General features: G+C 72.0%; 18 protein-coding genes and 1 rRNA gene. 11 read left to right on the forward strand and 8 right to left on the reverse strand.

The genetic code is table 11. From position 1 onward, the window contains the following. Window positions 1–84 (forward strand): 5S ribosomal RNA (gene rrf / locus ACIHCX_RS27365); the annotation flags it as partial. 83 nt (window positions 85–167) lie between these two features. Here the strand turns inward: rrf and ACIHCX_RS27370 are convergent. Genes ACIHCX_RS27370 through ACIHCX_RS27390 form a run of 5 tightly spaced genes read right to left on the reverse strand, consistent with a single transcriptional unit; the run spans window position 168 to window position 5,811 of the window. Beyond that, window positions 168–1,478, reverse strand: a complete 1,311-nt coding sequence (locus ACIHCX_RS27370; protein ID WP_400033956.1) for a DUF58 domain-containing protein — start codon at window positions 1,476–1,478, stop codon at window positions 168–170. Continuing rightward, window positions 1,478–2,467, reverse strand: a complete 990-nt coding sequence (locus ACIHCX_RS27375; RefSeq protein WP_400034453.1) for an AAA family ATPase — start codon at window positions 2,465–2,467, stop codon at window positions 1,478–1,480. The genes ACIHCX_RS27370 and ACIHCX_RS27375 overlap by 1 nt, the downstream gene beginning before the upstream one ends. Beyond that, entirely contained in the window at window positions 2,467–3,663 is a 1,197-nt protein-coding gene (locus ACIHCX_RS27380) for a DUF4350 domain-containing protein (RefSeq protein WP_400033958.1), read from the reverse strand. Before ACIHCX_RS27380 ends, ACIHCX_RS27375 begins: the two co-directional genes overlap by 1 nt. After that, window positions 3,660–4,439: a DUF4129 domain-containing protein gene (locus ACIHCX_RS27385; protein ID WP_400033960.1), complete on the reverse strand. Its 780-nt coding sequence runs from the start codon at window positions 4,437–4,439 to the stop codon at window positions 3,660–3,662. Before ACIHCX_RS27385 ends, ACIHCX_RS27380 begins: the two co-directional genes overlap by 4 nt. A gap of 4 nt (window positions 4,440–4,443) precedes the next feature. Next, the gene (locus tag ACIHCX_RS27390; protein ID WP_400033962.1) at window positions 4,444–5,811 is read right to left on the reverse strand and encodes a hypothetical protein; all 1,368 of its coding nucleotides are present in this window, start codon (window positions 5,809–5,811) and stop codon (window positions 4,444–4,446) included. Between the two features lie 140 nt (window positions 5,812–5,951). Between ACIHCX_RS27390 and mtnA the strand changes: the two genes are divergently transcribed. The 7 genes from mtnA (at window position 5,952) to ACIHCX_RS27425 (ending at window position 14,836) form a co-directional block, all read left to right on the forward strand. After that, complete coding sequence (mtnA, locus tag ACIHCX_RS27395) at window positions 5,952–7,094, forward strand: S-methyl-5-thioribose-1-phosphate isomerase (RefSeq protein ID WP_400033964.1); 1,143 nt, start codon at window positions 5,952–5,954, stop codon at window positions 7,092–7,094. Between the two features lie 112 nt (window positions 7,095–7,206). Beyond that, window positions 7,207–7,896 carry a two-component system response regulator MtrA gene (gene mtrA, locus ACIHCX_RS27400; RefSeq protein ID WP_009188938.1) on the forward strand — a complete coding sequence of 230 codons (690 nt, stop codon included), beginning with the start codon at window positions 7,207–7,209 and terminating at the stop codon, window positions 7,894–7,896. Between the two features lies 1 nt (window position 7,897). Then, entirely contained in the window at window positions 7,898–9,973 is a 2,076-nt protein-coding gene (gene mtrB / locus ACIHCX_RS27405; RefSeq protein WP_400033967.1) for an MtrAB system histidine kinase MtrB, read from the forward strand. Beyond that, the gene (locus ACIHCX_RS27410; protein WP_400033969.1) at window positions 9,963–11,837 is read left to right on the forward strand and encodes an LpqB family beta-propeller domain-containing protein; all 1,875 of its coding nucleotides are present in this window, start codon (window positions 9,963–9,965) and stop codon (window positions 11,835–11,837) included. Before mtrB ends, ACIHCX_RS27410 begins: the two co-directional genes overlap by 11 nt. Before the next feature lie 184 nt (window positions 11,838–12,021). Continuing rightward, window positions 12,022–12,861, forward strand: a complete 840-nt coding sequence (locus ACIHCX_RS27415; protein ID WP_400033971.1) for a ComF family protein — start codon at window positions 12,022–12,024, stop codon at window positions 12,859–12,861. A gap of 314 nt (window positions 12,862–13,175) precedes the next feature. Beyond that, the gene (hpf, locus tag ACIHCX_RS27420; RefSeq protein WP_400033973.1) at window positions 13,176–13,862 is read left to right on the forward strand and encodes a ribosome hibernation-promoting factor, HPF/YfiA family; all 687 of its coding nucleotides are present in this window, start codon (window positions 13,176–13,178) and stop codon (window positions 13,860–13,862) included. Window positions 13,863–14,089: 227 nt separating this feature from the next. Next, on the forward strand, window positions 14,090–14,836 hold the full coding sequence (locus ACIHCX_RS27425; RefSeq protein WP_400033975.1) for a response regulator: 747 nt from the start codon (window positions 14,090–14,092) through the stop codon (window positions 14,834–14,836). A 24-nt stretch (window positions 14,837–14,860) separates the two neighbouring features. Here the strand turns inward: ACIHCX_RS27425 and ACIHCX_RS27430 are convergent, their stop codons facing one another. After that, window positions 14,861–16,063: a winged helix-turn-helix domain-containing protein gene (locus ACIHCX_RS27430; protein WP_400033977.1), complete on the reverse strand. Its 1,203-nt coding sequence runs from the start codon at window positions 16,061–16,063 to the stop codon at window positions 14,861–14,863. Between the two features lie 143 nt (window positions 16,064–16,206). Continuing rightward, a complete protein-coding gene (locus tag ACIHCX_RS27435) occupies window positions 16,207–16,785 on the reverse strand; it encodes a GNAT family N-acetyltransferase (RefSeq protein ID WP_400033979.1) in 579 nt (192 codons plus the stop codon). Between the two features lie 291 nt (window positions 16,786–17,076). Between ACIHCX_RS27435 and secA the strand changes: the two genes are divergently transcribed. Next, window positions 17,077–19,893 carry a preprotein translocase subunit SecA gene (gene secA / locus ACIHCX_RS27440; protein ID WP_400033981.1) on the forward strand — a complete coding sequence of 939 codons (2,817 nt, stop codon included), beginning with the start codon at window positions 17,077–17,079 and terminating at the stop codon, window positions 19,891–19,893. A 136-nt stretch (window positions 19,894–20,029) separates the two neighbouring features. Here the strand turns inward: secA and ACIHCX_RS27445 are convergent, their stop codons facing one another. Beyond that, window positions 20,030–20,773 (reverse strand): Rv3235 family protein, encoded by a 744-nt coding sequence (locus ACIHCX_RS27445; RefSeq protein ID WP_400033983.1) that lies wholly within the window; start codon window positions 20,771–20,773, stop codon window positions 20,030–20,032. A 360-nt stretch (window positions 20,774–21,133) separates the two neighbouring features. On the opposite strand from ACIHCX_RS27445, the gene ACIHCX_RS27450 reads away from it, so the two are divergent. Together ACIHCX_RS27450 and ACIHCX_RS27455 are read left to right on the forward strand one after the other, a co-directional pair. Further along, on the forward strand, window positions 21,134–21,649 hold the full coding sequence (locus ACIHCX_RS27450) for a DUF6912 family protein (RefSeq protein WP_400033985.1): 516 nt from the start codon (window positions 21,134–21,136) through the stop codon (window positions 21,647–21,649). 79 nt (window positions 21,650–21,728) lie between these two features. Next, window positions 21,729–22,397 (forward strand): HAD family hydrolase, encoded by a 669-nt coding sequence (locus ACIHCX_RS27455; RefSeq protein ID WP_400033987.1) that lies wholly within the window; start codon window positions 21,729–21,731, stop codon window positions 22,395–22,397. Window positions 22,398–22,676: the final 279 nt, after the last annotated feature.

The raw sequence follows: 22,676 nt of genomic DNA on the forward strand, positions 1-22,676 counted from the left end.
TACATTCCGAACCCGGAAGCTAAGCCTCACAGCGCCGATGGTACTGCAGGGGGGACCCTGTGGGAGAGTAGGACGCCGCCGAACAAATTGTGAGAAAGCCCCCGTGCCAATGGCACGGGGGCTTTCTGCGTTCGGGGCCTTCCGCCCTCATGTCCGTCGTCCGTCCTTCAAAGCCTTCCCGCTGTCTTCAGCGCCAGGTACGCGTCCGCCAGCGCCGGCGCCAAATCGTCCGGGGTGGCGTCGACGACGGTGACGCCGTGGCGGCGGAGTTGCTCCGCGGTGCGGTGGCGCTCGGTCTGCGCCTGGGCCGAGGCAGCGGCCTCGTAGACCGCGTCCACGTTTCCGCGGGACGTGGCCATCCGTGCCACCAGCGGATCCGCTACCGAGGCCACCAGGACCGTATGGCGCTGGGTGAGTTGAGGGAGCACGGGCAGCAGGCCCTCCTCGACGGGTGCCGCGTCCAGACTGGTCAGCAGCACGATCAGCGAGCGGCGCGGTGCCGTACGCAGCGCTGTGGCGGTAAGGCCACGGGCATCCGTCTCGACGAGTTCGGGTTCCAGCGTCGCCAGGGCGTCCACCAGGGACGGCAGGACATCTTTCGCTGAGCGGCCCTGGACGAGGGCGCGAACCCGGCGGTCGTAGGCCAGCAGGTCGACGCGGTCGCCGGCGCGGGAGGCGAGAGCCGCGAGGAGCAGGGCGGCGTCCAGGGAGGCGTCCAGACGCGGGGCGTCGTCCACACGGCCCGCGGAGGTGCGGCCCGTGTCCAGGACGAGCAGGATGTGCCGGTCGCGTTCGGGGCGCCAGGTGCGGACGGCGACCGTGGACTGGCGGGCCGTGGCGCGCCAGTCGATGGAGCGGGTGTCGTCGCCCGGGACGTACTCGCGCAGGCTGTCGAACTCCGTTCCCTCTCCGCGGATGAGCACACTGGTGCGGCCGTCGAGTTCCCGCAGCCGGGCGAGCTTCGAGGGCAGGTGCTTGCGGCTGGCGAACGGGGGCAGCACGCGTACCGTCCAGGGGACCTTGTGGGTGCCCTGGCGGGCGAAGAGCCCGAGGGGGCCGTAGGAACGAATGGTCACGCGGTCCGCCTCGCGGTCGCCGCGGCGGGTGGGGCGCAGGCGCGTGGTGACACGGCGGCGTTCGCCGGGCGGCACGGTCAGGCGATGCCGGGAGGCCGCCGTTTCGGTGCCCGGCTGCCAGCTGCTGGGGGGCCAGGCGTCACGGAGCCGGGCACGCAACGGGCGGCGTGAGGGGTTGGTGACCGTGAGGGTGACGTCGGCGCTGTCGCCCAGGCGCACGGAGGTGTCTCCGGAGCGGGTCAGGCCGAGGCGCCGCACCGGCGCCGCCAGGGCGTAGTCGCAGGCGCAGGCCACGGCCAGGGGGGCGTTCACGGCGAGGATGCCCGTCCAGCCCGGGTCCCAGATGCCGACGGGGAGCGAGCCGAGGGCCGCGAGGAGCGCGGCGCGTCCGGTGAGGGCCATCAGCGGGGGACCGGCACGTGAGCGAGGATCGCGTTGATGACGGAATCCGCGGTCACGCCTTCCATCTCGGCCTCCGGGCGCAGCTGCACGCGGTGACGCAGTGTGGACAGGGCCAGTGCCTTGACGTCGTCGGGGATGACGTAGTCGCGGCCGGTCAGCCAGGCCCACGCACGGGACGTCGACAGCAGTGCCGTCGCTCCGCGTGGGGAGACGCCCAGGGCCAGGGACGGTGATTCCCGTGTCGCCCGGCAGATGTCGACGACATAGGCCGTGATCTCGGGGGAGACGGTCGTCTCGGCGATCGCGGCGCGGGCGGCGTCCAGGTCGGCGCGTCCGGCCACCGGGCGTACTCCGGCGGCGCGCAGGTCGCGCGGGTTGAAGCCCTCGGCGTGGCGGGTGAGGACGTCGATCTCGTCCTGGCGGGAGGGCAGCGGGACCGTCAGCTTGAGCAGGAAGCGGTCCAGCTGCGCCTCGGGGAGGGGGTAGGTGCCCTCGTACTCGACCGGGTTCTGGGTGGCGACGACGAGGAAGGGCTCGGGGAGCGGGCGCGGGGTGCCGTCGACGGTGACCTGGCGCTCCTCCATGGCCTCCAGCAGCGACGACTGGGTCTTGGGCGGGGTGCGGTTGATCTCGTCGGCGAGGAGGAGGTTGGTGAAGACCGGGCCGGGCTGGAAGGAGAACTCGGCGGTGCGGGCGTCGTAGACCAGCGAGCCCGTCACGTCGCTCGGCATCAGGTCGGGGGTGAACTGGACGCGCTTGGTGTCGATGTCGAGCGCGGCGGCGAGCGTGCGGACGAGCAGGGTCTTCGCCACACCGGGGACGCCTTCGAGGAGGACGTGTCCGCGGCAGAGGAGGGCGACGACGAGACCGGTCACCGCGGGATCCTGGCCGACCACGGCCTTGGCGATCTCGGCGCGCAGGGCTTCCAGGGACGACCGGGCGTCGCCGGTGTCCTCGGTGCGCCCGGCGATGTCAGTGGTCGGGTCCATCATGGACGGCGTACCTCTCTTTCGAGGGCGTCGAGTCGGTCGGCGAGGGAGACGAGGGCCGCGTCGTCGCCGGGCGGCGGGCCGAAGAGCAGGTCGTGCAGGGACTGTCCGCCGCCGTGGAGGTGGGCGGACAGGGCGGGGAGCAGGGCCTCGGGCGTGTGCGCCTGGGTGACGGGGATGCCGACGAGGGGAGCCAGGCGGGTGCGCGTGGTGGAGCGAAGAGCGGAGGCGGCGCGGTCGCGCGCGTTCGCCTTGCGGTAGAGGCGGGCGCGGCCTTCGACGGTTTCGGAGGCGCGGATCGCCACGGGGAGTCTTTCGGGCACGAGGGGGCCGAGCCGGCGTGCCCGCCACAGGGCGGCCAGGGCCGCGGCGATGAAGAGTTGCAGGGTGCCCCAGACCCAGCCCGAGGGGAGCAGATCGAAGAAGCCGCGGTCGCCGGTGTCGTGAGCCGACGCGTCGGAGAGCGAGGGGAGGTACCAGACCAGATGGGGGCGGGAGCCGAGGAGTTGCAGGGCGAGCGAGGCGTTGCCCTGCTGGGCGAGGCGGTTGTTGTAGAGGATGTCGGGGGTGCCGAGGACGACGGTGTCGCCGCCCTTGGTGGTCTGCGGGACGCGCAGCAGGGTGGGCAGGCCGTCACTGGGGTAGCAGGCGTCGGCGGTTTTGGCGGTGGTGGCGTAGCGGATGCCGCCGCCGGTGTCCGCGGTGCCGGCGCGGCGGGCGGCGGGCAGGGAGCAGCCGGGGGAGAGGGTGGTGTCGAAACTGGGCGCGCGAGCCGCGGTGACACCGGGGGCCAGGCCGCTGACGGAGGGAAAGTCGGGGGCGACGAGGACGGTACGTCCCCCGGAGGCGTCGATCGTCGTGCGCAGCCGGGACTGCTGCCGGTCCGTCAGCAGGTCGGGGACGGCGATCAGCAGGGTGGTGTCGGGACCGGCGGCGGCGCGTGCCTCGTCGAGCGTGGTGACCACCCGTGTGGGCACGCCGTGGTCGGCGAGGAGCGCGGCGATGGCACGGCTGCCGTAGGGGTCCGCGGAGCGTGGGTCCAGGCGGCCGTGCCGGTCGCCCGACTGGACCGCGGCGATCGCGACGGCGGCGGCGAGCAGGAGGACGAGGGCGAGCAGGATCCCGCGCGTGCGGGTCCACACCTGGCGGCCGGTGCGCGAGACGGAGGTGGGCGGGAGCGTGGCCTCGGTGGTCATCCGGCGGCTCCCTGGTGCCCGGCCGGGGTCCTGTCCTGGCCGGTGTCGGTGAGCTGGGGCCTGGTGCGTTCCAGGTCGCGGTCGAGTTCGGCGATGCGGTGGTACGCCGCTTCGGTCGCGCTGCGGCCGCCGTATGTGACGGCGTCGAAGTCCCGGGCGGCGGCGCGCAGTCGGTCGGAGTGCGCGGGGAGGGCCCGGCCGGCCTCGGCGGCGGCCTCGTCGGCGGTGCGGCCGGGCCGTATGTCCAGCAGGGCTCGTTCCTCCAGGGAGCGGACGATGGCGCGCATGCGTTCCTGGACGGCCTGGTTCCAGTGGCCCTGGGCGGCGTGCGCCTCGGCGGCGGCGCGGTGTTCGGCGGCGCTGCGGGGGCGGTCGTCGAACAAGGTGGTGGAGGAGATGGGTGCGCGGCGCGGGGTGCCGAGGCGCCACCACAGGGCCCCGAGCACGGCGAGGACGGCCACGATGACGACGACCAGTCCGATGCTCCCGCCCGGGGTGGCGACCGCGGCGGAGCCGAACAGCTTGCCGAGCCACTCCCAGAAGGCGTCCAGGGCGCGTTGCAGCAGGCCAGGGTCGTGCTGGTGGTACATCGGCTTGGACAGCTCACGCCGGGCCGCCTCCCGCGCCGGATCCCGGGGGACGGTCACCGGCGGCTCGGCTCCGGAGCGCGACTGTGCCAGGACCGCGCCGCGGGCGTGCAGCGCGGTCCGCAGGGCTTTGTCCACGGCGTGTGAGAACGCCGGCAGTGCTGTGAGAACTCCCCCCGCCGGGCTCACGGCATCAGCTCCCGGAGGGTGGTGCGTCGGAGCCGTAGCCCTGGACGCCCGCGGCCCGGGCCAGGTCGAGGTCGAGCGCCTCCCGGCGGATGCGCTGGTCGACGTAGAGCAGCACGGTGACGCCTGCCGTGATCGGGAAGGTGACCGTGGAGCCGATCACGGACCCGATCCCGGTGATGATCAGGTAGGCCCAGCCGATGTTCGGGGTGCCGCTGACGAAGGCGGACATGCCGCCACCGCCGAAGGCCATGGCGAGGACGACGAAGGGAATGGCGATGACCGCGGAGACCAGGAACGCGATGATCACCGCCAGCAGCTGGATGCCGAAGACGCGCCACCAGGAGCCGCGGATCAGCTTGGCGGAGCGGCTCATCGACTTGACGATGCCCTGCTTCTCCAGCATCAGGGCCGGCGAGGCGAGCGAGAAGCGGATCGCCAGCCACAGGGCGGGTACGCAGGCGGCCAGGCCGCCCAGGACGGCCAGTGCTATGCCGCCCAGGGACGACGTCGTGACGGCGACGACGATGCCGGGCAGCGCGCCGACGGCGATGACGCCGAGGCAGATGAACAGCAGCAGCAAGACCAGCCCGAACAGCTTGAGCACCTGGGGGCGGGCGTCCCGCCAGGCCTCGGCGGTGGTGACCGGCTTGCCGAGGACCGCACGGCTGGTGACCGTGGTGAGCAGCGCGGTGGCGATCACGGTGGCGATCAAGGAGACGACGAGGACGGCGCCGGAGCTGAGCATGACGTCGCCCATGGCGCGGCCGAGTTCGCCGGGGGTGGCGTTCGGGTCGCTGAGGACCTGGCTGCTCGTGGTGCTGTCGATGACCAGGCGTTGCAGCAGGATGACGATGATCTGGGCGAAGACCGCGACGGCCAGGGTGATGCCCAGGACGGTGCGCCAGTGGGTGCGCATGGTGGACACCGTGCCGTCGAGGATCTCGCCCACGCCCAGCGGGCGCAGCGGGATCACGCCGGGCTTGGCCGCGGGGGGCGGGCCGCCCCAGCCGGCACCCCAGCCGCCGTAGCCGCCGGGACCGCCGTAGGCAGGGCCGCCGTAAGGGCCGTAGCCGCCGGGGCCGTGACCGCCAGGGCCGTAGCCGGCCGGGGGCTGCTGTCCGCCCCAGCCGGGGCCGGCGGGCGGCGGTGGTGCCTGGCCGGAGGCCGGGGCTCCCGTGGGCGCGGACCACTGGCCCGGCGGCGGCTGCTCCTTGGACCACTTCACGCCGGGGCCCTGCGGCTGCTCGCCCGACGGACCCGCGGGTGCTGCGGCGTCGGGGCGGCCGGCGGCGTCGCCAAGTCCGGACGTACCGGTCTCCTGTCCGTCGGACGGGGCGGATCCGGGCGAGGCCCAGCCCGGAGTGTCTGTCATCGTCGCTCCTTCACGGTGCCCGTCCGCCGTCGCGGCGGCAGGTTGGCAGCCATCGTGCCATGGGGTGGTCTTCGGGCGACCGGCGGTGGTGGCGGCTGCGTACCTTCAATTGTTCGTGGGACAAGGGGCAGACTGACGGCATGGCTGATCTGTACGCGCAGACCCGCGAGGACGACCGGGCGGCCGGGACCTCCGCGATCCGCTGGGAAGAGCCGCCCGAGGGCCCGGTACTGGTCCTCCTCGACCAGACCCGGCTTCCCGCCGAGGAGGTCGAGCTGGTGTGCACGGACGCGCCCGCGCTGGTGGAGGCGATTCGGTCGCTGGCCGTGCGCGGGGCGCCGCTGCTGGGCATCGCCGGGGCGTACGGCGTCGCGCTCGCCGCCGCGCGCGGCTTCGACGCGGACGAGGCCGCGACCGCGCTGGCGGCCGCACGGCCCACGGCGGTGAACCTCTCCCTCGGTGTGCGCCGGGCGCTGTCCGCCCACCAGGCGGCGCTCGCCAGGACCGGGGACCCCGGGCAGGCCGCGTCGGCGGCGCTGGCCGCGGCGCGGCAGCTGCACCGGGAGGACGCCCGGGCCAGCGCCCGGATGGCCGAGCACGGGCTGGCGCTGCTGGACGAGCTGCTGCCCGGCGGCGGGCACCGCGTCCTCACCCACTGCAACAGCGGTTCGCTGGTGTCGGGAGGGGAGGGCACGGCGTTCGCGGTGGCGCTCGCGGCGCATCGCGCGGGGCGGCTGCGGCGGCTGTGGGTCGACGAGACCCGGCCGTTGCTCCAGGGCGCCCGTCTGACGGCGTACGAGGCGGCCCGCAACGACATGTCGTACACCCTGCTCACCGACAACGCGGCGGGCTCGCTGTTCGCGGCCGGCGAGGTGGACGCCGTGCTGATCGGCGCGGACCGCATCGCCGCCGACGGCTCGGTGGCGAACAAGGTGGGCAGCTATCCGCTGGCGGTGCTCGCGCGCTACCACCACGTGCCGTTCATCGTAGTGGCGCCGGTCACGACGGTGGACCCGGCGACCCCGGACGGTGCGGCGATCGAGATCGAGCAGCGACCGGGCTACGAGGTGACCGAGTTCGTCGCGCCCCAGGTCCAGGTCACGGGGGCCGGCGGCGGTCTGCCGGTCGCGCCGCTGGGCACGCAGGCCTACAACCCGGCGTTCGACGTGACCCCGCCGGACCTGGTGACGGCGATCGTCACCGAGGAGGGCGCCGTCTCGCCGGTGACCGCCAAGGGCCTGGCAGACTTGTGCGCCAGGTCGCGGGGGGCCACGGCAGACTGAGCGTCGGCACCCCGTTCGGGGACCGGAGGCAGACAGTGACGGCTCCGTACGACTATCGTCACAGGCCAGTGAGCTGTCTCACCTGGATCTTCGCCACCGTTACGAGAATGGGATGATGTCGTTTATGAAGGGACGAGTCCTTGTCGTCGACGACGACACCGCACTGGCCGAGATGCTCGGGATCGTGCTGCGTGGTGAAGGTTTCGAGCCGTCTTTCGTGGCCGACGGGGACAAGGCGCTTGCCGCTTTCCGTGAGGCCAAACCGGATCTGGTCCTGCTCGACCTGATGCTGCCCGGTCGCGACGGCATCGAGGTGTGCCGCCTGATCAGGGCGGAGTCCGGGGTGCCGATCGTGATGCTGACGGCCAAGAGCGACACGGTGGACGTCGTCGTGGGCCTGGAGTCCGGCGCCGACGACTACATCGTGAAGCCGTTCAAGCCGAAGGAGCTCGTGGCCCGTATCCGGGCGCGGCTGCGCAGGTCGGAGGAGCCCGCGCCGGAGCAGCTCGCCATCGGTGACCTGGTCATCGACGTCGCGGGGCACTCCGTGAAGCGGGACGGGCAGTCGATCGCGCTGACGCCGCTGGAGTTCGACCTGCTGGTCGCCCTGGCCCGCAAGCCGTGGCAGGTGTTCACCCGCGAGGTGCTGCTCGAGCAGGTCTGGGGCTACCGGCACGCGGCCGACACCCGTCTGGTGAACGTGCACGTCCAGCGGCTGCGCTCCAAGGTCGAGAAGGACCCGGAGAAGCCGGAGATCGTGGTGACCGTCCGCGGTGTCGGTTACAAGGCCGGACCGAGCTGACGTGTCGGGGGACAGCGCCGCTTCGGCGCCCGGGGGCACCGGGGCCGGCACGGGGCGGCCTGTCGGCCGGACGACCGCCGGATCCCGCTGGGGACGCCTTCTGGAGGGCGGGCTGCTGAACGGCGGCGTCCAGGGCAGCCCGGTCCTGCGTCTCTTCCTGCGCTGGGTGCGCAGGCCGCTGCTGCCCGTGATGCGGCTGTGGCGGCGCAACATCCAGCTGAGGGTCGTCGCCACCACCCTGCTGATGTCCCTGGGTGTCGTCCTGCTGCTCGGTTTCGTCGTCATCGGGCAGGTGCGCAACGGACTGCTCGACGCGAAGGTGAAGGCCTCGCAGAGCCAGGCCACCGGCGGTTTCGCGGCGGCCAAGCAGCGGGCCGACGAGACGGCGACCGCCCCCGGCGACGACGCCTCCGTCACGGACGGCCACTCCTCGCAGAACGTCATCCAGTGGATGAGCGACCTGGTGTCGTCGCTGTCCAGCGGCGGCCAGGGCGCCTTCGACGTGGTCACGCTGCCCGCCGGCGACGACAGCGGGGGCGGACGCGGTCCGCGCGCCTCCGGCGGCGTGGATTGGACGGCGAGCGTTCCGGAGGAGCTGCGCGCCCGGATCAACAACAGCATGGTGGCTGCCCAGAGTTACGCGCGCATCGTCTACAAGGACGGCGACAAGGGTTCCCAGCCCGCACTGGTCATCGGCAAGCAGGTCAACGATCCCAACGGGGATCCGTACCAGCTGTACTACCTCTTCCCGCTCACCCAGGAGGAGAAGTCGCTGAGCCTGGTCAAGGGCACGCTGGCGACGGCCGGTCTCTTCGTCGTCGTCCTCCTCGGAGCCATCGCCTGGCTGGTGGTGCGACAGGTCGTCACACCGGTGCGGATGGCCGCCGGGATCGCCGAGCGGCTGTCGGCCGGGCGGCTCCAGGAGCGCATGAAGGTCACCGGCGAGGACGACATCGCGCGGCTCGGCGAGGCCTTCAACAAGATGGCGCAGAACCTTCAGCTGAAGATCCAGCAGCTGGAGGAGCTGTCGCGGATGCAGCGCCGGTTCGTCTCCGACGTCTCGCACGAGCTGCGTACGCCGTTGACGACCGTGCGGATGGCGGCCGACGTCATCCACGAGGCGCGCGAGGACTTCGACCCGGTCACCGCCCGCTCGGCGGAACTGCTCGCCGACCAGCTCGACCGGTTCGAGTCGCTGCTCGCGGACCTGCTGGAGATCAGCCGATTCGACGCGGGCGCGGCGGCGCTGGAGGCCGAGCCGATCGACCTCAGGGAGGTCGTGTACCGGGTCGTCAGCGGCGCGGAGCCGCTCGCCGAGCGCAAGGGCACGCGGATACGGGTCGTCGGCGACCAGCAGCCGATCGTGGCGGAGGCCGACACCCGGCGTGTGGAGCGCGTCCTGCGCAATCTGGTCGTCAACGCCGTGGAGCACGGCGAGGGCAGGGACGTCGTCGTCAAGCTCGCCGCGGCGGGCGGCGCGGTCGCGGTCGCGGTGCGCGACTACGGCGTCGGGCTCAAGCCGGGCGAGGCGACCCGTGTGTTCAGCCGCTTCTGGCGGGCGGATCCGGCGCGTGCCCGGACCACGGGCGGTACCGGTCTGGGGCTGTCGATCGCCCTGGAGGACGCCCGGCTGCACGGTGGCTGGCTTCAGGCGTGGGGCGAGCCGGGCGGCGGCTCGCAGTTCCGGCTGACACTGCCGAGGACCGCGGACGAGCCGCTGCGGGGCTCACCCGTCCCCTTGGAGCCGAAGGACTCGCGCCGCAACCGCGGGCTCGACGACGCCGGTCTGCCGAGCGGGAAGCGTGCCACCGTGCCGATGCAGGCGACGGGTGAGCGGATCGCGTCGTCGCGGGACCCGATCGCGTCCCGCCCGGCGGCGGTGGCTCCGACGGCCGATCCGACGGCGCTGCCCGGCAACGGGGCGCGTGTGGTGCCCCGGCCGGCCGCGGGCGAGCGACGGCAGCAGACCGTGTCCGCCGTGGACGCGGCGGGGGACGAGCCGGCGGACGCCGCGGCCGGGGCGGAAGCCGGGCCGCTGGACGTGACACAGCAAGGGGAGGCATTTCGTGGGCGCTGACCGCGTGAGGGGCGTGCGGCGGCCGGTGCGCGCGGTGGCGTACGCCGCTTGTGGGGTCGTCCTGCTGGCGGGGTGCGCCTCGATGCCGGACAACGGGGATCTGCGGGACGTGGAGTCCACCCCGCGCCAGGACAGCCAGCTGCAGGTGTTCGCCATGCCGCCCCGGGAGGACGCCGTGCCCGCGGAGATCGTGCAGGGCTTCCTGGAGGCTCTGACCAGTGACGATCCGCAGTATGCGACGGCGCGTCAGTATCTGACGGCGGAGGCGTCGGGCAACTGGCGACCGGAGCAGTCCACGACCGTGCTCGCGGGCGGCCCGGACATCCAGGTCGACCGCACCGTGGGACACGACCGCACCGACGACTACGCGTTCACCCTGACGGGCAGCAAGGTGGCCCGGGTGGACCCGCAGCAGTCGTACACCCCGATGAGCGGCCACTACAGCCAGCCGGTTCATCTGACGCGGGACAAGAAGAGCGGGCAGTGGCGCATCGACGTGCTGCCGCAGGGCGTCGTCATGGGCCAGTCGGACTTCCAGCGCAACTACACGTCCGTCAACAAGTACTACTTCTCCTCCACCACCTGGGCGGACGCGACGGGGGCGGCGACCGCCGTCGCCGATCCCGTCTTCGTGCGCCGGCGCGTGGACGCGATGACTCAGGTGGTGCGCTCCCTGCTCAGCGGGCCCACACGGTGGCTGGAGCCGGCGGTCAGTTCGAGCTTCCCGGCCGGGACGGCGCTGCGCCACGGGGTCACCTCGCTGACGCCTGACGACCAGAACCGGCTGACGGTGCCACTGAACGAGAAGGCCTCCGGGGTCGGGCGCGAGAAGTGCCGGGAGATGGCGACCCAACTGCTGTTCACGGTGCAGAGCCTGACCCCGACCGTGGACACCGTCACGTTCCAGCGCGCCAACGGCGACATCCTGTGCTCGCTCGGAGACGCCCAGGCCGAGAGGGTCGCCACGCGGGGGTCGGTGAAGCGGCCCGACTACCTGTACTTCGTCGACGACAAGCAGCGGCTGGTGCGGATCGCCGGCGGCGACGCCCCCTCGAGCGCCGAACCCGTGCCGGGGGCGCTGGGCGAGGGCACCCAGAAGCTCAGCTCCGCGGCGGTGTCGTGGGACGAGCACACCGCGGCCGGTGTCGGCTACGACGGCAGGTCGCTGTTCGTGGGCTCGCTCGTGCCGGGTGGTGCGCTCGACGAGCCGGTGCTGGTGAGCCAGGGCAAGACCGAGCACGACCGGCTGACGGCACCGAGCTGGGACGCGCGCGGTGACCTGTGGGTGGCCGACCGCGATCCCGCCCGGCCGCGGCTGGTGATGCTGGAACAGGGCGGGGGCAAGCCGCTCGATGTGCAGGTCCCCGGTCTGAAGGGGCGGGTCGACGCGGTGCGGGTGGCCGCCGACGGGGTGCGGATCGCTCTGGTCGTCAAGGCGGAGAACGACAGCAAATCCCTGCTCATCGGGCGGATCCAGCGCGACGAGCGTGGCGGGCGCGACGACCGCGACGACCGCGACAAGAAGGCCGGGGACCGGCCGATGGTGTCGGTGCTCGATCTGCGGTCGGCGGCCCCGGAGCTGGAGGACGTCACCGCCATGTCGTGGGCCGGCGACAGCCGGCTCGTGGTGGCCGGGCGGGAACAGGGGGGCGTGCAGACGATGCGGTACGTCCAGGTCGACGGTTCCACGCCGGAGGGCCCGCCGCCGGCCGCGCTCACGGGGGTGCAGTCGATCGCCGCGTCCGAGGACGACGGGTTGCCGCTGGTGGCGTACTCCTCGGAGGACGGGATCGTCCGGCTGCCGTCCGGGGCGCAGTGGCAGAAGGTGGTCAAGGACGGGATGGCGCCCGTCTACCCGGGCTGAGCGCCCCTTCCCCCTCGACCCCCTCGACCCTCTCGACCGGCTGGGCACCTGGCGCTCCCCGATCAGGCCGAGACACCCCTCGGTCGCCCGTGTGGGGGAAGCCTCGGGGGCGGTGGCGGGAGTTGTCCACAGGGCGTTGTCCACAGGGCTGGCCGAGACGGTGCGCCGTCGGCACAGTAGAGGCATGCGCAGGTGGTGGCAGGACCTCACCGACCTGGTGCTGCCGACCGATTGCGGAGGCTGTGGCAGGCCTCGCACGGTGCTCTGTCCCCGGTGCCGTGCCGCCCTGAGCCGCAGGGCACCACGGCGGGTGCGACCGGTGCCGGAGCCGGCCGGACTGCCGGCGGTGTACGCGGCGGCGCCGTACGCGGACGCGGCACGGGCGGCCCTGCTCGCCCACAAGGAGCGGGGCGCACTGGCGCTGGCACACCCGCTCGGCACGGCGCTTGCGGGTGCGGTACGGGCGGGTCTGCTCGGGGCCGGGGCGGGAGCAGAAGCGGGAGCCGGGCCGGCCGGTGGGGCCGTGCTGCTCGTCCCGGTGCCGTCCGCGCGGCGGGCGGTGCGGGCCAGGGGGCACGATCCCGGGCGGCGGATCGCGCTCGCGGCGGCCGCTGGGCTGCGGCGGTCCGGGACGCCGGCCCGGGCTCTGGCCGTGCTGCGCCAGCGGCGTGCCGTGGCGGACCAGTCGGGGCTGACCTCCCGGCAGCGGCTGGAGAACGTCGCCGGCGCGCTGGAGGTGGCCGCGGGCGGGGCGCGGCTGCTGTTGGGCGGTCCGGTGGTGCTGGTCGACGACGTCATGACGACGGGGGCCTCGTTGACGGAGGCGGCGCGGGCGGTGACGACGGCCGTGTACACGGCGCGGGTCCGGGAAGGGATGAGGGAACGGAAGTCGAGATCGACGCAGAAGGAGGGGAACTCGTTGTATGGCCCACCGGAAAGGGCGGCTGAGTACGGCGCCGGAGATGTGGTCTGCGCGGCGGTCGTCGCGGCCTCTCCGGATTCCTTCGGAATAGACCGGAACTGACTGAGAACCTGCATCGTTGCAGGTAATGAGGGGGTCAATTCACCTGAACGGAGGTACGCGGCAGTAGAGGGTGACGTCATCCGTCCGGGCGAGATATGTTCGGTTGTGAGGGAAAGGCGCAGGCCGTCCCCGCTATATCGGAATGCCGTGCTGCGGGTTTTCGCCATCACCCGTACCGGCCGGGTGGAGATCTCGCCCGCGGGGGAGGAGGAGGTGGACGTCACCGAGTCCGAGGTTCCGGAGCTCGCCGGAACCGGGTGCACAAGGGAGATGCTCCGCCGTCGGAGCGGAGCGATCCGGGAACGGAGTTCTGCGTGGACATCGTCGTCAAGGGCCGCAAGACCGAGGTGCCCGAGCGGTTCCGCAAGCACGTGGCCGAGAAGCTGAACCTGGAGAAGATCCAGAAGCTCGATGGCAAGGTGATCAGCCTCGACGTCGAGGTGTCCAAGGAGCCCAACCCCCGACAGGCCGACCGCTGCGACCGGGTGGAGATCACCCTCCGTTCCCGCGGTCCGGTGATCCGGGCGGAGGCAGCGGCCAGTGATCCGTACGCCGCCCTCGACCTGGCGGCGGAGAAGCTCGGCGCCCGGCTGCGCAAGCAGCACGACAAGCGTTTCTCGCGGCGTGGCGCGCGCCGGATCCCGGCCGCCGAGGTCCCCGACCACGTCCCCGGCGCGGCAACCCTGAACGGCAGCGGTCAGACCGCGACGGAAGCGGACGCGGGCCAGGTGCCCACCAAGAAGGTCGGCTCGCTGGAGGTGCAGGGGGACGGACCCCTCGTGGTCCGCGAGAAGACGCACGTGGCCTCCCCGATGACCCTCGACCAGGCTCTCTACGAGATGGAACTGGTCGGGCACGACTTCTACCTCTTCGTCGACTCCGAGACCAAGGAACCCAGCGTCGTCTACCGGCGACATGCCTATGACTACGGAGTGATCCACCTCAGGACGGACACGATGGTCACTCAGGCGCCCGAGGCAGGCGGAACACTGGGCGGTTGAGCCCAGCCGGCCGACGACAACAGCTGCGACGGTGCCCCTGGAGCGCGGTGTGCGCCCCCAGGGGCACCGGTGTGCGCCCCCTTCGCGCGCCGCTTGGTCACCGCAGTGTCGGCCAGGCATGGAATCATGGCCGCAACGGCCCAACGGATGGGCTGTTGCCTTGGGTTGGCCACCGCACCACAGACCGCACCACAGACCGGGCCACAGCCTCAGGGGGAGGAACAACGATGGCGGACAGCTTCGGACCGATGCGGGACGAGGACGCCGACGGTGGCGTCGTCGGCGTGGGACCGGGGGCGGACACTGCGCGCAAGGAGCCGATCAGAGTCCTTGTCGTGGACGACCACGCCCTCTTCCGCCGCGGCCTGGAGATCGTGCTGGCCGCCGAGGAGGACATCCAGGTGGTGGGCGAGGCGGGCGACGGGGCCGAAGCCGTCGACAAGGCCGCGGACCTGCTGCCCGACATCGTGCTGATGGATGTCCGCATGCCCAAGCGCGGCGGGATCGAGGCGTGCACGTCCATCAAGGAGGTCGCGCCCAGCGCCAAGATCATCATGCTGACGATCAGCGACGAGGAGGCCGACCTCTACGAGGCGATCAAGGCCGGCGCCACCGGCTACCTCCTCAAGGAGATCTCCACGGACGAGGTGGCCACCGCCATCCGCGCCGTCGCCGACGGGCAGTCGCAGATCAGCCCCTCCATGGCGTCGAAACTGCTCACCGAGTTCAAGTCGATGATCCAGCGGACCGACGAGCGCCGGCTCGTCCCCGCGCCCCGGCTGACCGACCGTGAGCTGGAGGTCCTCAAGCTCGTCGCCACGGGGATGAACAACAAGGACATCGCCAAGGAGCTGTTCATCTCCGAGAACACCGTGAAGAACCACGTCCGCAACATCCTGGAGAAGCTTCAGCTGCACTCCAGGATGGAGGCCGTGGTCTACGCGATGCGGGAGAAGATCCTCGAGATCCGGTAGGGGCTCACCGGGCGGCCCGTAAGGTCAGCCGACCGCGCGGGAGAGCTCCAGCACGAGGGGCTCGCGCAGCTCGGGCGCGTCCACCCGTTCCACGCGTACGTCCGTGCAGTCCACCCAGCTCGCCGCCTCGACGAGCGCCTGGGCGACGGCGGGTACGGACCGGACGTCGTCCAGGGTGACCTGCTTGGCCACGAGGGTGCGGCCCTCCCGGGCGGGGTCCACCCGGCCGACCAGGCGGCCACCGGCGAGCACGGGCATCGCGAAGTAGCCGTGGACCCGCTTGGGCTTGGGGACGTAGGCCTCCAGGCGGTGGGTGAAGCCGAAGATCCGCTCGGTGCGCGCCCGCTCCCAGACCAGCGAGTCGAACGGGGACAGCAGCGTGGTGCGATGCCGGCCGCGCGGGGGTGCCGCCAGCGCCTCCGGGTCCGCCCAGGCCGGCTTGGACCAGCCCTCGACCGTGACCGGGACCAGCCCGGAGTCACCGATCACCGCGTCGACCTGCTCGCCCTTCAGACGGTGGTAGTCCGCGATGTCCGCGCGGGTGCCCACGCCCAGGGACTGGCCGGCCAGGCGGACCAGCCGGCGCAGGCACTCGGTGTCGTCCAGCTCGTCGTGCAGCAGCTCCTCGGGGACGGCGCGCTCGGCGAGGTCGTACACCCGCTTCCAGCCCCGGCGCTCGACGCAGACCACCTCGCCGTACATCAGGGCGCGCTCGACGGCGACCTTGGTGCCCGACCAGTCCCACCACTCGCTGGTCTTCTTGGCCCCGCCCAGCTCCGTCGCCGTCAGCGGGCCCTCGGCGTGCAGCTGCTTGACGACCTGGTCGTACGCACCGTCGGGCAGTTCGTGGTTCCAGTGCGGGCGGTTGCGGTAGGCGCGGCGGCGGAAGGCGAAGTGGGGCCACTCCTCGATGGGCAGGATGCAGGCGGCGTGCGACCAGTACTCGAACGCGTGTGGGCGGGCCGGCGGCGTGCCGGTGGACGCGGCCGTCCAGTAGGCCCGCTCGACGGTCCTGCGGCCCACGGCGCCCAGGCGGGCGTAGGGCACGAGCTCGTGGGAGCGGGCGAGTACCGAGATGGTGTCGAGCTGGACCGCGCCGAGGTGCCGCAGGACGCCGCGCACCCCGGACCGCCGGTCGGGTGCGCCGAGGAAACCCTGGGCACGCAGGGCGATGCGACGGGCTTCGTCCGCCGAGAGGTCGGTGCTGGGGCGCGGGAGCGAGGTCATGGCACCGCACGATAGAGGGCGGCACCGACAACGCGGTCTGAGCTGGGCTTTCGCCGACAGGCCCTGCAGTCGACAGACCCTGCAGTCGACAGGCCTCGGAGCCGACAGACCCCGGAGTCGACAGACCCCGGAGGCGGCTGACCCTAGATCTGCGCGGGCAGGTAGGGCGCCGCCGAGGGCAGGCTCAGGTCGGACGGCAGCAGGGAGCCCACCCAGCAGTCCCGCCGTACCCCCTTGTTGTTGAGCCCCGAGCGCAGGACGCCCTCCACGGTGAAGCCGACCCGTTCGGCGACCGCGCGGGAGGCGTGGTTGCCGACCTCGGCGCGCCACTCCAGACGGTCGACGGCGAGGTGGGTGAAGGCCCAGCGGGCGACGGCGAGGGAGGCCTCGGTCACGTAGCCGTTGCCGCGGTGCTCCTTGGTGGCCCAGTAGCCCATCTCGGCCTCGCCCAGCGACCGCATCGTTATGCCGAGCGTGCCCACGAGGCCCCCGCCGGAGCCGGGGAGGAAGAGGCCGAAGGTGAACATCGAACCGTTGGCCCAGCCCACGGGGACCATGTCCTCGACGAAGCTCCGCGCGTGCTCCGGCAGGTAGGGCGAAGGAAGCTGGGAGATCCAGCGCTGGATGTCGGGGTCCTGCACGGCCGCGTACACCGCGTCGGTGTCCTGGGGGCCGAGCGTGCGCAGGAGCAGTCGGTCGGTGGTGAGGGTGACGGGTTCCATCGCCCGATTCTGCTCGGGGGCCGCGAGGGACGCCATCCCTTTCCCGGGGGTGAGGAGACGGCCGTGTCTCCCGGTGTGTGAGGGAGTGATCACAATTCGTACAAATCATCTCCATGACACGGCACCATCCGCGACCCCCGGACGTTGTTCCCGTAGAGGCCCCGCGAAGCTGCGGACGGGTGGCCTTGCGGCAGGCCCTCCCGGCTCGGCCGTGTCCTCGCATACGATGGCCGTTGCTCAGTACGTCAATGGAAACCGTCCCAGGCCCGACCGGCAAGGAGACCAACCCCCGTGTCCGTCCTCTCGAAGATCATGCGTGCAGGCGAAGGCAAGATCCTGCGCAAGCTGCACCGCATCGCGGGCCAGGTCAACTCCATCGAAGAAGACTTCGTCGCCCTCTCCGACGCCGATCTGCGTGCCCTCACCGACGAGTACAAGCAGCGCTACGCCGACGGCGAGAGCCTGGACGACCTGCTGCCCGAGGCGTTCGCCACGGTGCGCGAGGCGGCCAAGCGCGTCCTCGGCCAGCGGCACTACGACGTGCAGATGATGGGCGGCGCCGCCCTGCACCTGGGTTATGTCGCCGAGATGAAGACCGGCGAGGGCAAGACCCTGGTCGGCACGCTTCCCGCCTATCTGAACGCGATCTCGGGCGACGGCGTCCACATCATCACGGTCAACGACTACCTGGCCGAGCGCGACTCGGAGATGATGGGCCGCGTCCACAGGTTCCTGGGCCTGAGTGTCGGCTGCATCCTCGCCAACATGACGCCGGCCCAGCGCCGCGAGCAGTACGAGTGCGACATCACCTACGGCACGAACAACGAGTTCGGTTTCGACTACCTGCGCGACAACATGGCGTGGTCCAAGGACGAGCTCGTCCAGCGCGGCCACAACTTCGCGATCGTCGACGAGGTCGACTCCATCCTCGTCGACGAGGCCCGTACGCCGCTGATCATCTCCGGTCCTGCCGACCAGGCCACCAAGTGGTACGGCGACTTCGCCAAGCTGGTCACCCGCCTGAAGAAGGGCGAGGCGGGCAACCCGCTCAAGGGCGTCGAGGAGACCGGCGACTACGACGTCGACGAGAAGAAGCGCACGGTCGCCATCCACGAGGCCGGTGTCTCCAAGGTCGAGGACTGGCTGGGCATCGACAACCTCTACGAGTCGGTGAACACCCCGCTCGTGGGCTACCTGAACAACGCCATCAAGGCCAAGGAGCTCTTCAAGCGCGACAAGGACTACGTCGTCATCGACGGCGAGGTCATGATCGTCGACGAGCACACCGGCCGTATCCTCGCCGGCCGCCGCTACAACGAGGGCATGCACCAGGCGATCGAGGCGAAGGAAGGGGTGGACATCAAGGACGAGAACCAGACGCTCGCCACGATCACCCTGCAGAACTTCTTCCGCCTCTACAGCAAGCTCTCCGGCATGACCGGTACGGCGATGACCGAGGCCGCCGAGTTCCACCAGATCTACAAGCTCGGCGTGGTCCCGATCCCGACCAACAGGCCGATGGTCCGCAAGGACCAGGCGGACCTGATCTACCGCACCGAGGTCGCCAAGTTCGAGGCGGTCGTCGACGACATCGCCGAGAAGCACGAGAAGGGCCAGCCGATCCTCGTCGGCACCACCTCGGTCGAGAAGTCCGAGTACCTCTCGCAGCAGCTCAGCAAGCGCGGCATCCAGCACGAGGTGCTCAACGCCAAGCACCACGAGCGTGAGGCGTCGATCGTCGCCCAGGCCGGCCGCAGGGGTGCGGTGACCGTGGCGACGAACATGGCCGGCCGCGGTACGGACATCAAGCTCGGCGGCAACCCCGAGGACCTCGCCGAGGCGGAGCTGCGCCAGCGCGGCCTCGACCCCGAGGAGCACATCGAGGAGTGGGCCGGGGCCCTGCCGGAGGCGCTGCAGCGCGCCGAGGAGGCGGTCAAGGCCGAGAAGGACGAGGTCGAGAGGATCGGCGGCCTGTACGTGCTCGGCACCGAGCGGCACGAGTCGCGTCGTATCGACAACCAGCTGCGCGGCCGTAGCGGCCGTCAGGGCGACCCGGGCGAGTCCCGCTTCTACCTCTCGCTCGGCGACGACCTGATGCGTCTGTTCAAGGCGCAGATGGTCGAGCGCGTGATGTCGATGGCGAACGTCCCGGACGACGTGCCGATCGAGAACAAGATGGTCACGCGCGCGATCGCGTCCGCCCAGTCGCAGGTCGAGCAGCAGAACTTCGAGACGCGCAAGAACGTCCTGAAGTACGACGAGGTGCTCAACCGGCAGCGCGAGGTCATCTACGGCGAGCGGCGCCGCGTCCTGGAGGGCGAGGACCTCCAGGAGCAGGTGCAGCACTTCATGGACGACACCATCGACGCGTACGTGGGGGCGGAGACCGCCGAGGGCTTCCCGGAGGACTGGGACCTCGAGCGGCTGTGGGGCGCCTTCAAGCAGCTCTACCCGGTGAAGGTCACCATCGAGGAGCTGGAGGAGGCGGCCGGGGACCGCGCGGGTCTGACGGCCGAGTTCATCAGCGAGTCCATCAAGGACGACATCCGCGAGCAGTACGAGGCCCGCGAGACGCAGCTCGGCTCCGAGATCATGCGTGAGCTGGAGCGCCGGGTGGTCCTGTCGGTGCTGGACCGCAAGTGGCGCGAGCACCTCTACGAGATGGACTACCTCCAGGAGGGCATCGGCCTGCGCGCGATGGCGCAGAAGGACCCGCTGGTCGAGTACCAGCGCGAGGGCTTCGACATGTTCACCGCGATGATGGAGGGCATCAAGGAGGAGTCCGTCGGCTACCTGTTCAACCTGGAGGTCCAGGTCGAGCAGCAGGTCGAGGAGGTGCCGGTCGAGGACACCAAGCCGGTGGCCGACCTGGAGAAGCACGAGGCGGTTCCGGCGCAGGCCGGCGCGCGTCCGGAGATCCGGGCCAAGGGGCTGGACGCGCCGCAGCGGCGTGACCTGCACTTCTCGGCGCCGACCGTGGACGGCGAGGGCGGCGTCGTCGAGGGCGAGTTCGCCGCGGACGGCGAGCCCGTGCGTTCGGAGGCCGACGGTCTCACGCGCGCGGAGCGGCGCAAGCAGGCCAAGGCGGGCCGCCGCCGCAAGAAGTGACCGGCGCTCTCTGAGAGAGCCGGCAGCGGACAGGGAAGGGCCGGGCACCCTCGGGTGCCCGGCCCTTCGCCGTGCGCTGTCGCCGGCGGTCACGGCAGCTCGTCGTCGGAGCAGGTCGTCGCCGCGGCTGCTGGTCTCAGGGCAGGTCGTCGTCGAGGTGGGGCATCCGGGGGCCGCCCAGTTCCACCGCCGTACAGCGCCAGCGCCGGTCCCGGCCCTGTTCCAGGCGGAACGCCATCGCGCGCAGCTGGTCGCCCGCGCCGATGCGGGCGAAGGCCTCCACGGCGCCGGGGCGGGGCTCGTAGTAGCCGATGTCGCACACGACGGGGCGGGCGCCGCGGGTCCGCAGTGCGCCGCGCTCGGCGAGCCAGGCGAGCTCGTCGTAGGCCCGGCCCGCGGTGTGCCGGAGCATCCAGTGCACGGGCCGCTGCCCGCTGAGAACGGCGAGCAGCCGATCGGCGAACAGATCGGTGGCCACGGGCAGCGAAGCCGCCCGCACGGCGTCCTGGGCGCGGACAGCCCCGATGTTCGCCGCGCGGGCGACCCCATCGGTGCGTACCCCCGCCGCGCCTGCGGCGCCCGTGTGGCCGCCCGGCTCGGACCTGTAGGCGGCCACCCGCCGGGCTCCGGCCACGCCCGCGGTACGTCCAGGGGCGGTCCCGGCGGCTGCGCCCACGAGTGGGGTGGACGGCGGGCGGGTGTCGCGGGGGCGGTCTGCCGGGGGCGTGGGGTTGTTGCGGGGCGGGGGGTTGTCGTCGGCTGTGCGGGGGAGGGTTCCTCCGGGGGTGCGGGGTGGGTAGCCGCCGGGGCGGCGTGGGTCGCGGCGGCCGGGCGGGCGGGTGCCAGGGCGGCGCTGGGTCCTGGTCATGATCTTGTGCATGAGTCCCCGTTCGGTGTCGTTGTCCGGCGTGGCCGCCGGGTGGTCGGTCGCGGGGCCGAGGGCATGGGTCGACCCAGGGCACCGGTTTCGTACCAGGCAGTAACTTCCTGCTGGGGCTCTTGTACGGGGCCGAGGGCGCCGGGGCAAGGAAGCCGTGGTGCGCGTCGGACCGTGGACGAGTTCACCTGACCGTGTGATCGAGAAGGGCGTGAGCCGTGCGGGAACTGGGGCGGACCGGGTGAGTCGAGGGGCGCGCGGTGGACGTGTCGCAGCGGTGACCGGGGACTCGAAAGGGGGCTCCCGCACGTATCCTGAAGGCCGTCCGGGCGGCGAGCCCTCCGACCACGAAAGCGGCCTGCCATGCGTGTCTACGTCCCCCTGACCCTCTCGGGCCTCGCCGAGGCGCACAAGGAGGGCGAGCTGGGGGCAGGGGCGGTCACCGCGTACGCCGTGACGCCCGCCCTGCGCGAGTGGTACCTCTCCGACGACATCGAGGAGCTGGAGTACGCCGCGCTGAACCGGGCCGCGCTCGCCTCGCTGCGGCTGCTGGCGCTGGACCCGGGCGCACCGCGGCGCCGCGTGGTGGTCGCCGTGGACGTACCCGACGGCGCGGCGACGGTCGACCCCGACCGCGGGCTCGACCCGACGGCGCTCGGCGAGGTGCGGGTGGCCGGGCCGGTGCGGCTGGCCAAGGCGGCCGCCGTGCATGTCGACGCCGGTGACGCGGAGGCGGACGTGACCGCCGCGGCCGAGGCCCTGGGTGCGGCGGACGCGGGCGACGACGACGCCCAGTTCGTCGTGGACGGGGCCGAGGACCACGAGCTGCTCTGGTACGCCACGCAGGAGATCCCGAACCTCGTCGGGCTCGACGGCTGAAGCCCACGGTCCGCGCCCGCACCGCGGTCCGCGACCTGCCGTTGTCCTGATTGTCAGTGGCGGCGGGTACGTTTCCGGTATGGGGAATCAGTCAGGGACGCACATCGTCTGGGACTGGAACGGCACGCTGTTCCACGACAACGACGCGGTCATCGGCGCGACGAACGCGGCATTCGCCGAGCTGGGCCTGGAGCCGATCACACTGGAGCAGTACCGCGCGCTGTACTGCGTGCCGATCCCGAAGTTCTACGAGCGGCTGCTGGGCCGGCTGCCCACCGAGGGCGAGTGGGAGACGATGGACGGCGTCTTCCACCGGTACTACTCCGAGCACCGCGTCAGATGCACCCTGACCGAGGGCGCCGTGGAGCTGCTCACCGGATGGACGTCGGCCGGGCACAGCCAGTCGATCCTCAGCATGTACGGGCACGAGGACCTCGTCCCGCTGGTGCGGGGCTTCGGCATCGAGCCGCACTTTCTCCGGGTGGACGGGCGGACGGGCCGCTCCGGCGGCAGCAAGGCCGAGCACATGGTGCGTCACCTCGGCGCGCTGTCCGGCCGGGTGAACCCCGTGCGCACGGTGGTGATCGGGGACGCGGCGGACGACGCGGTGGCCGCACTGCACGTCGGGGCACGGGCGGTGCTCTACACCGGCGGTTCGCACAGCCGGGCCAGCCTGGAGAAGGCGGGCGTGCCGGTGGTGGACACCCTTCGGGAGGCGGTCGCGGAGGCCCAGCGGCTGGCCGGGTGAGGGCCGGGTGAGGGCCGGGTGAGCGGCGCGCGCGGCGGAGCCATACGCCGCCTTCACCGCCACCACCCCTGTGCAGAACGTCAAACTTCCACCCCCGGTTTTGTACACATACGGCTCATGACGGGCCCCCGGTGAGGAGCGATAGCCTGGTGGGGTGATCAGCGCGATAGTTCGCGGGGGCGCCGCCGCCTCCGTTGTGCGCCCGGTGAGCACGGACCGCATCCGTGTCCGGGCGGCAGTCGCTGGTCCTCGCGGGCGGGAAGGGGCCCCGGCGGCCCC

The sequence above is a fragment of the Streptomyces sp. NPDC052043 genome, assembly GCF_044548235.1.
Classification (GTDB): Bacteria; Actinomycetota; Actinomycetes; order Streptomycetales; family Streptomycetaceae; genus Streptomyces.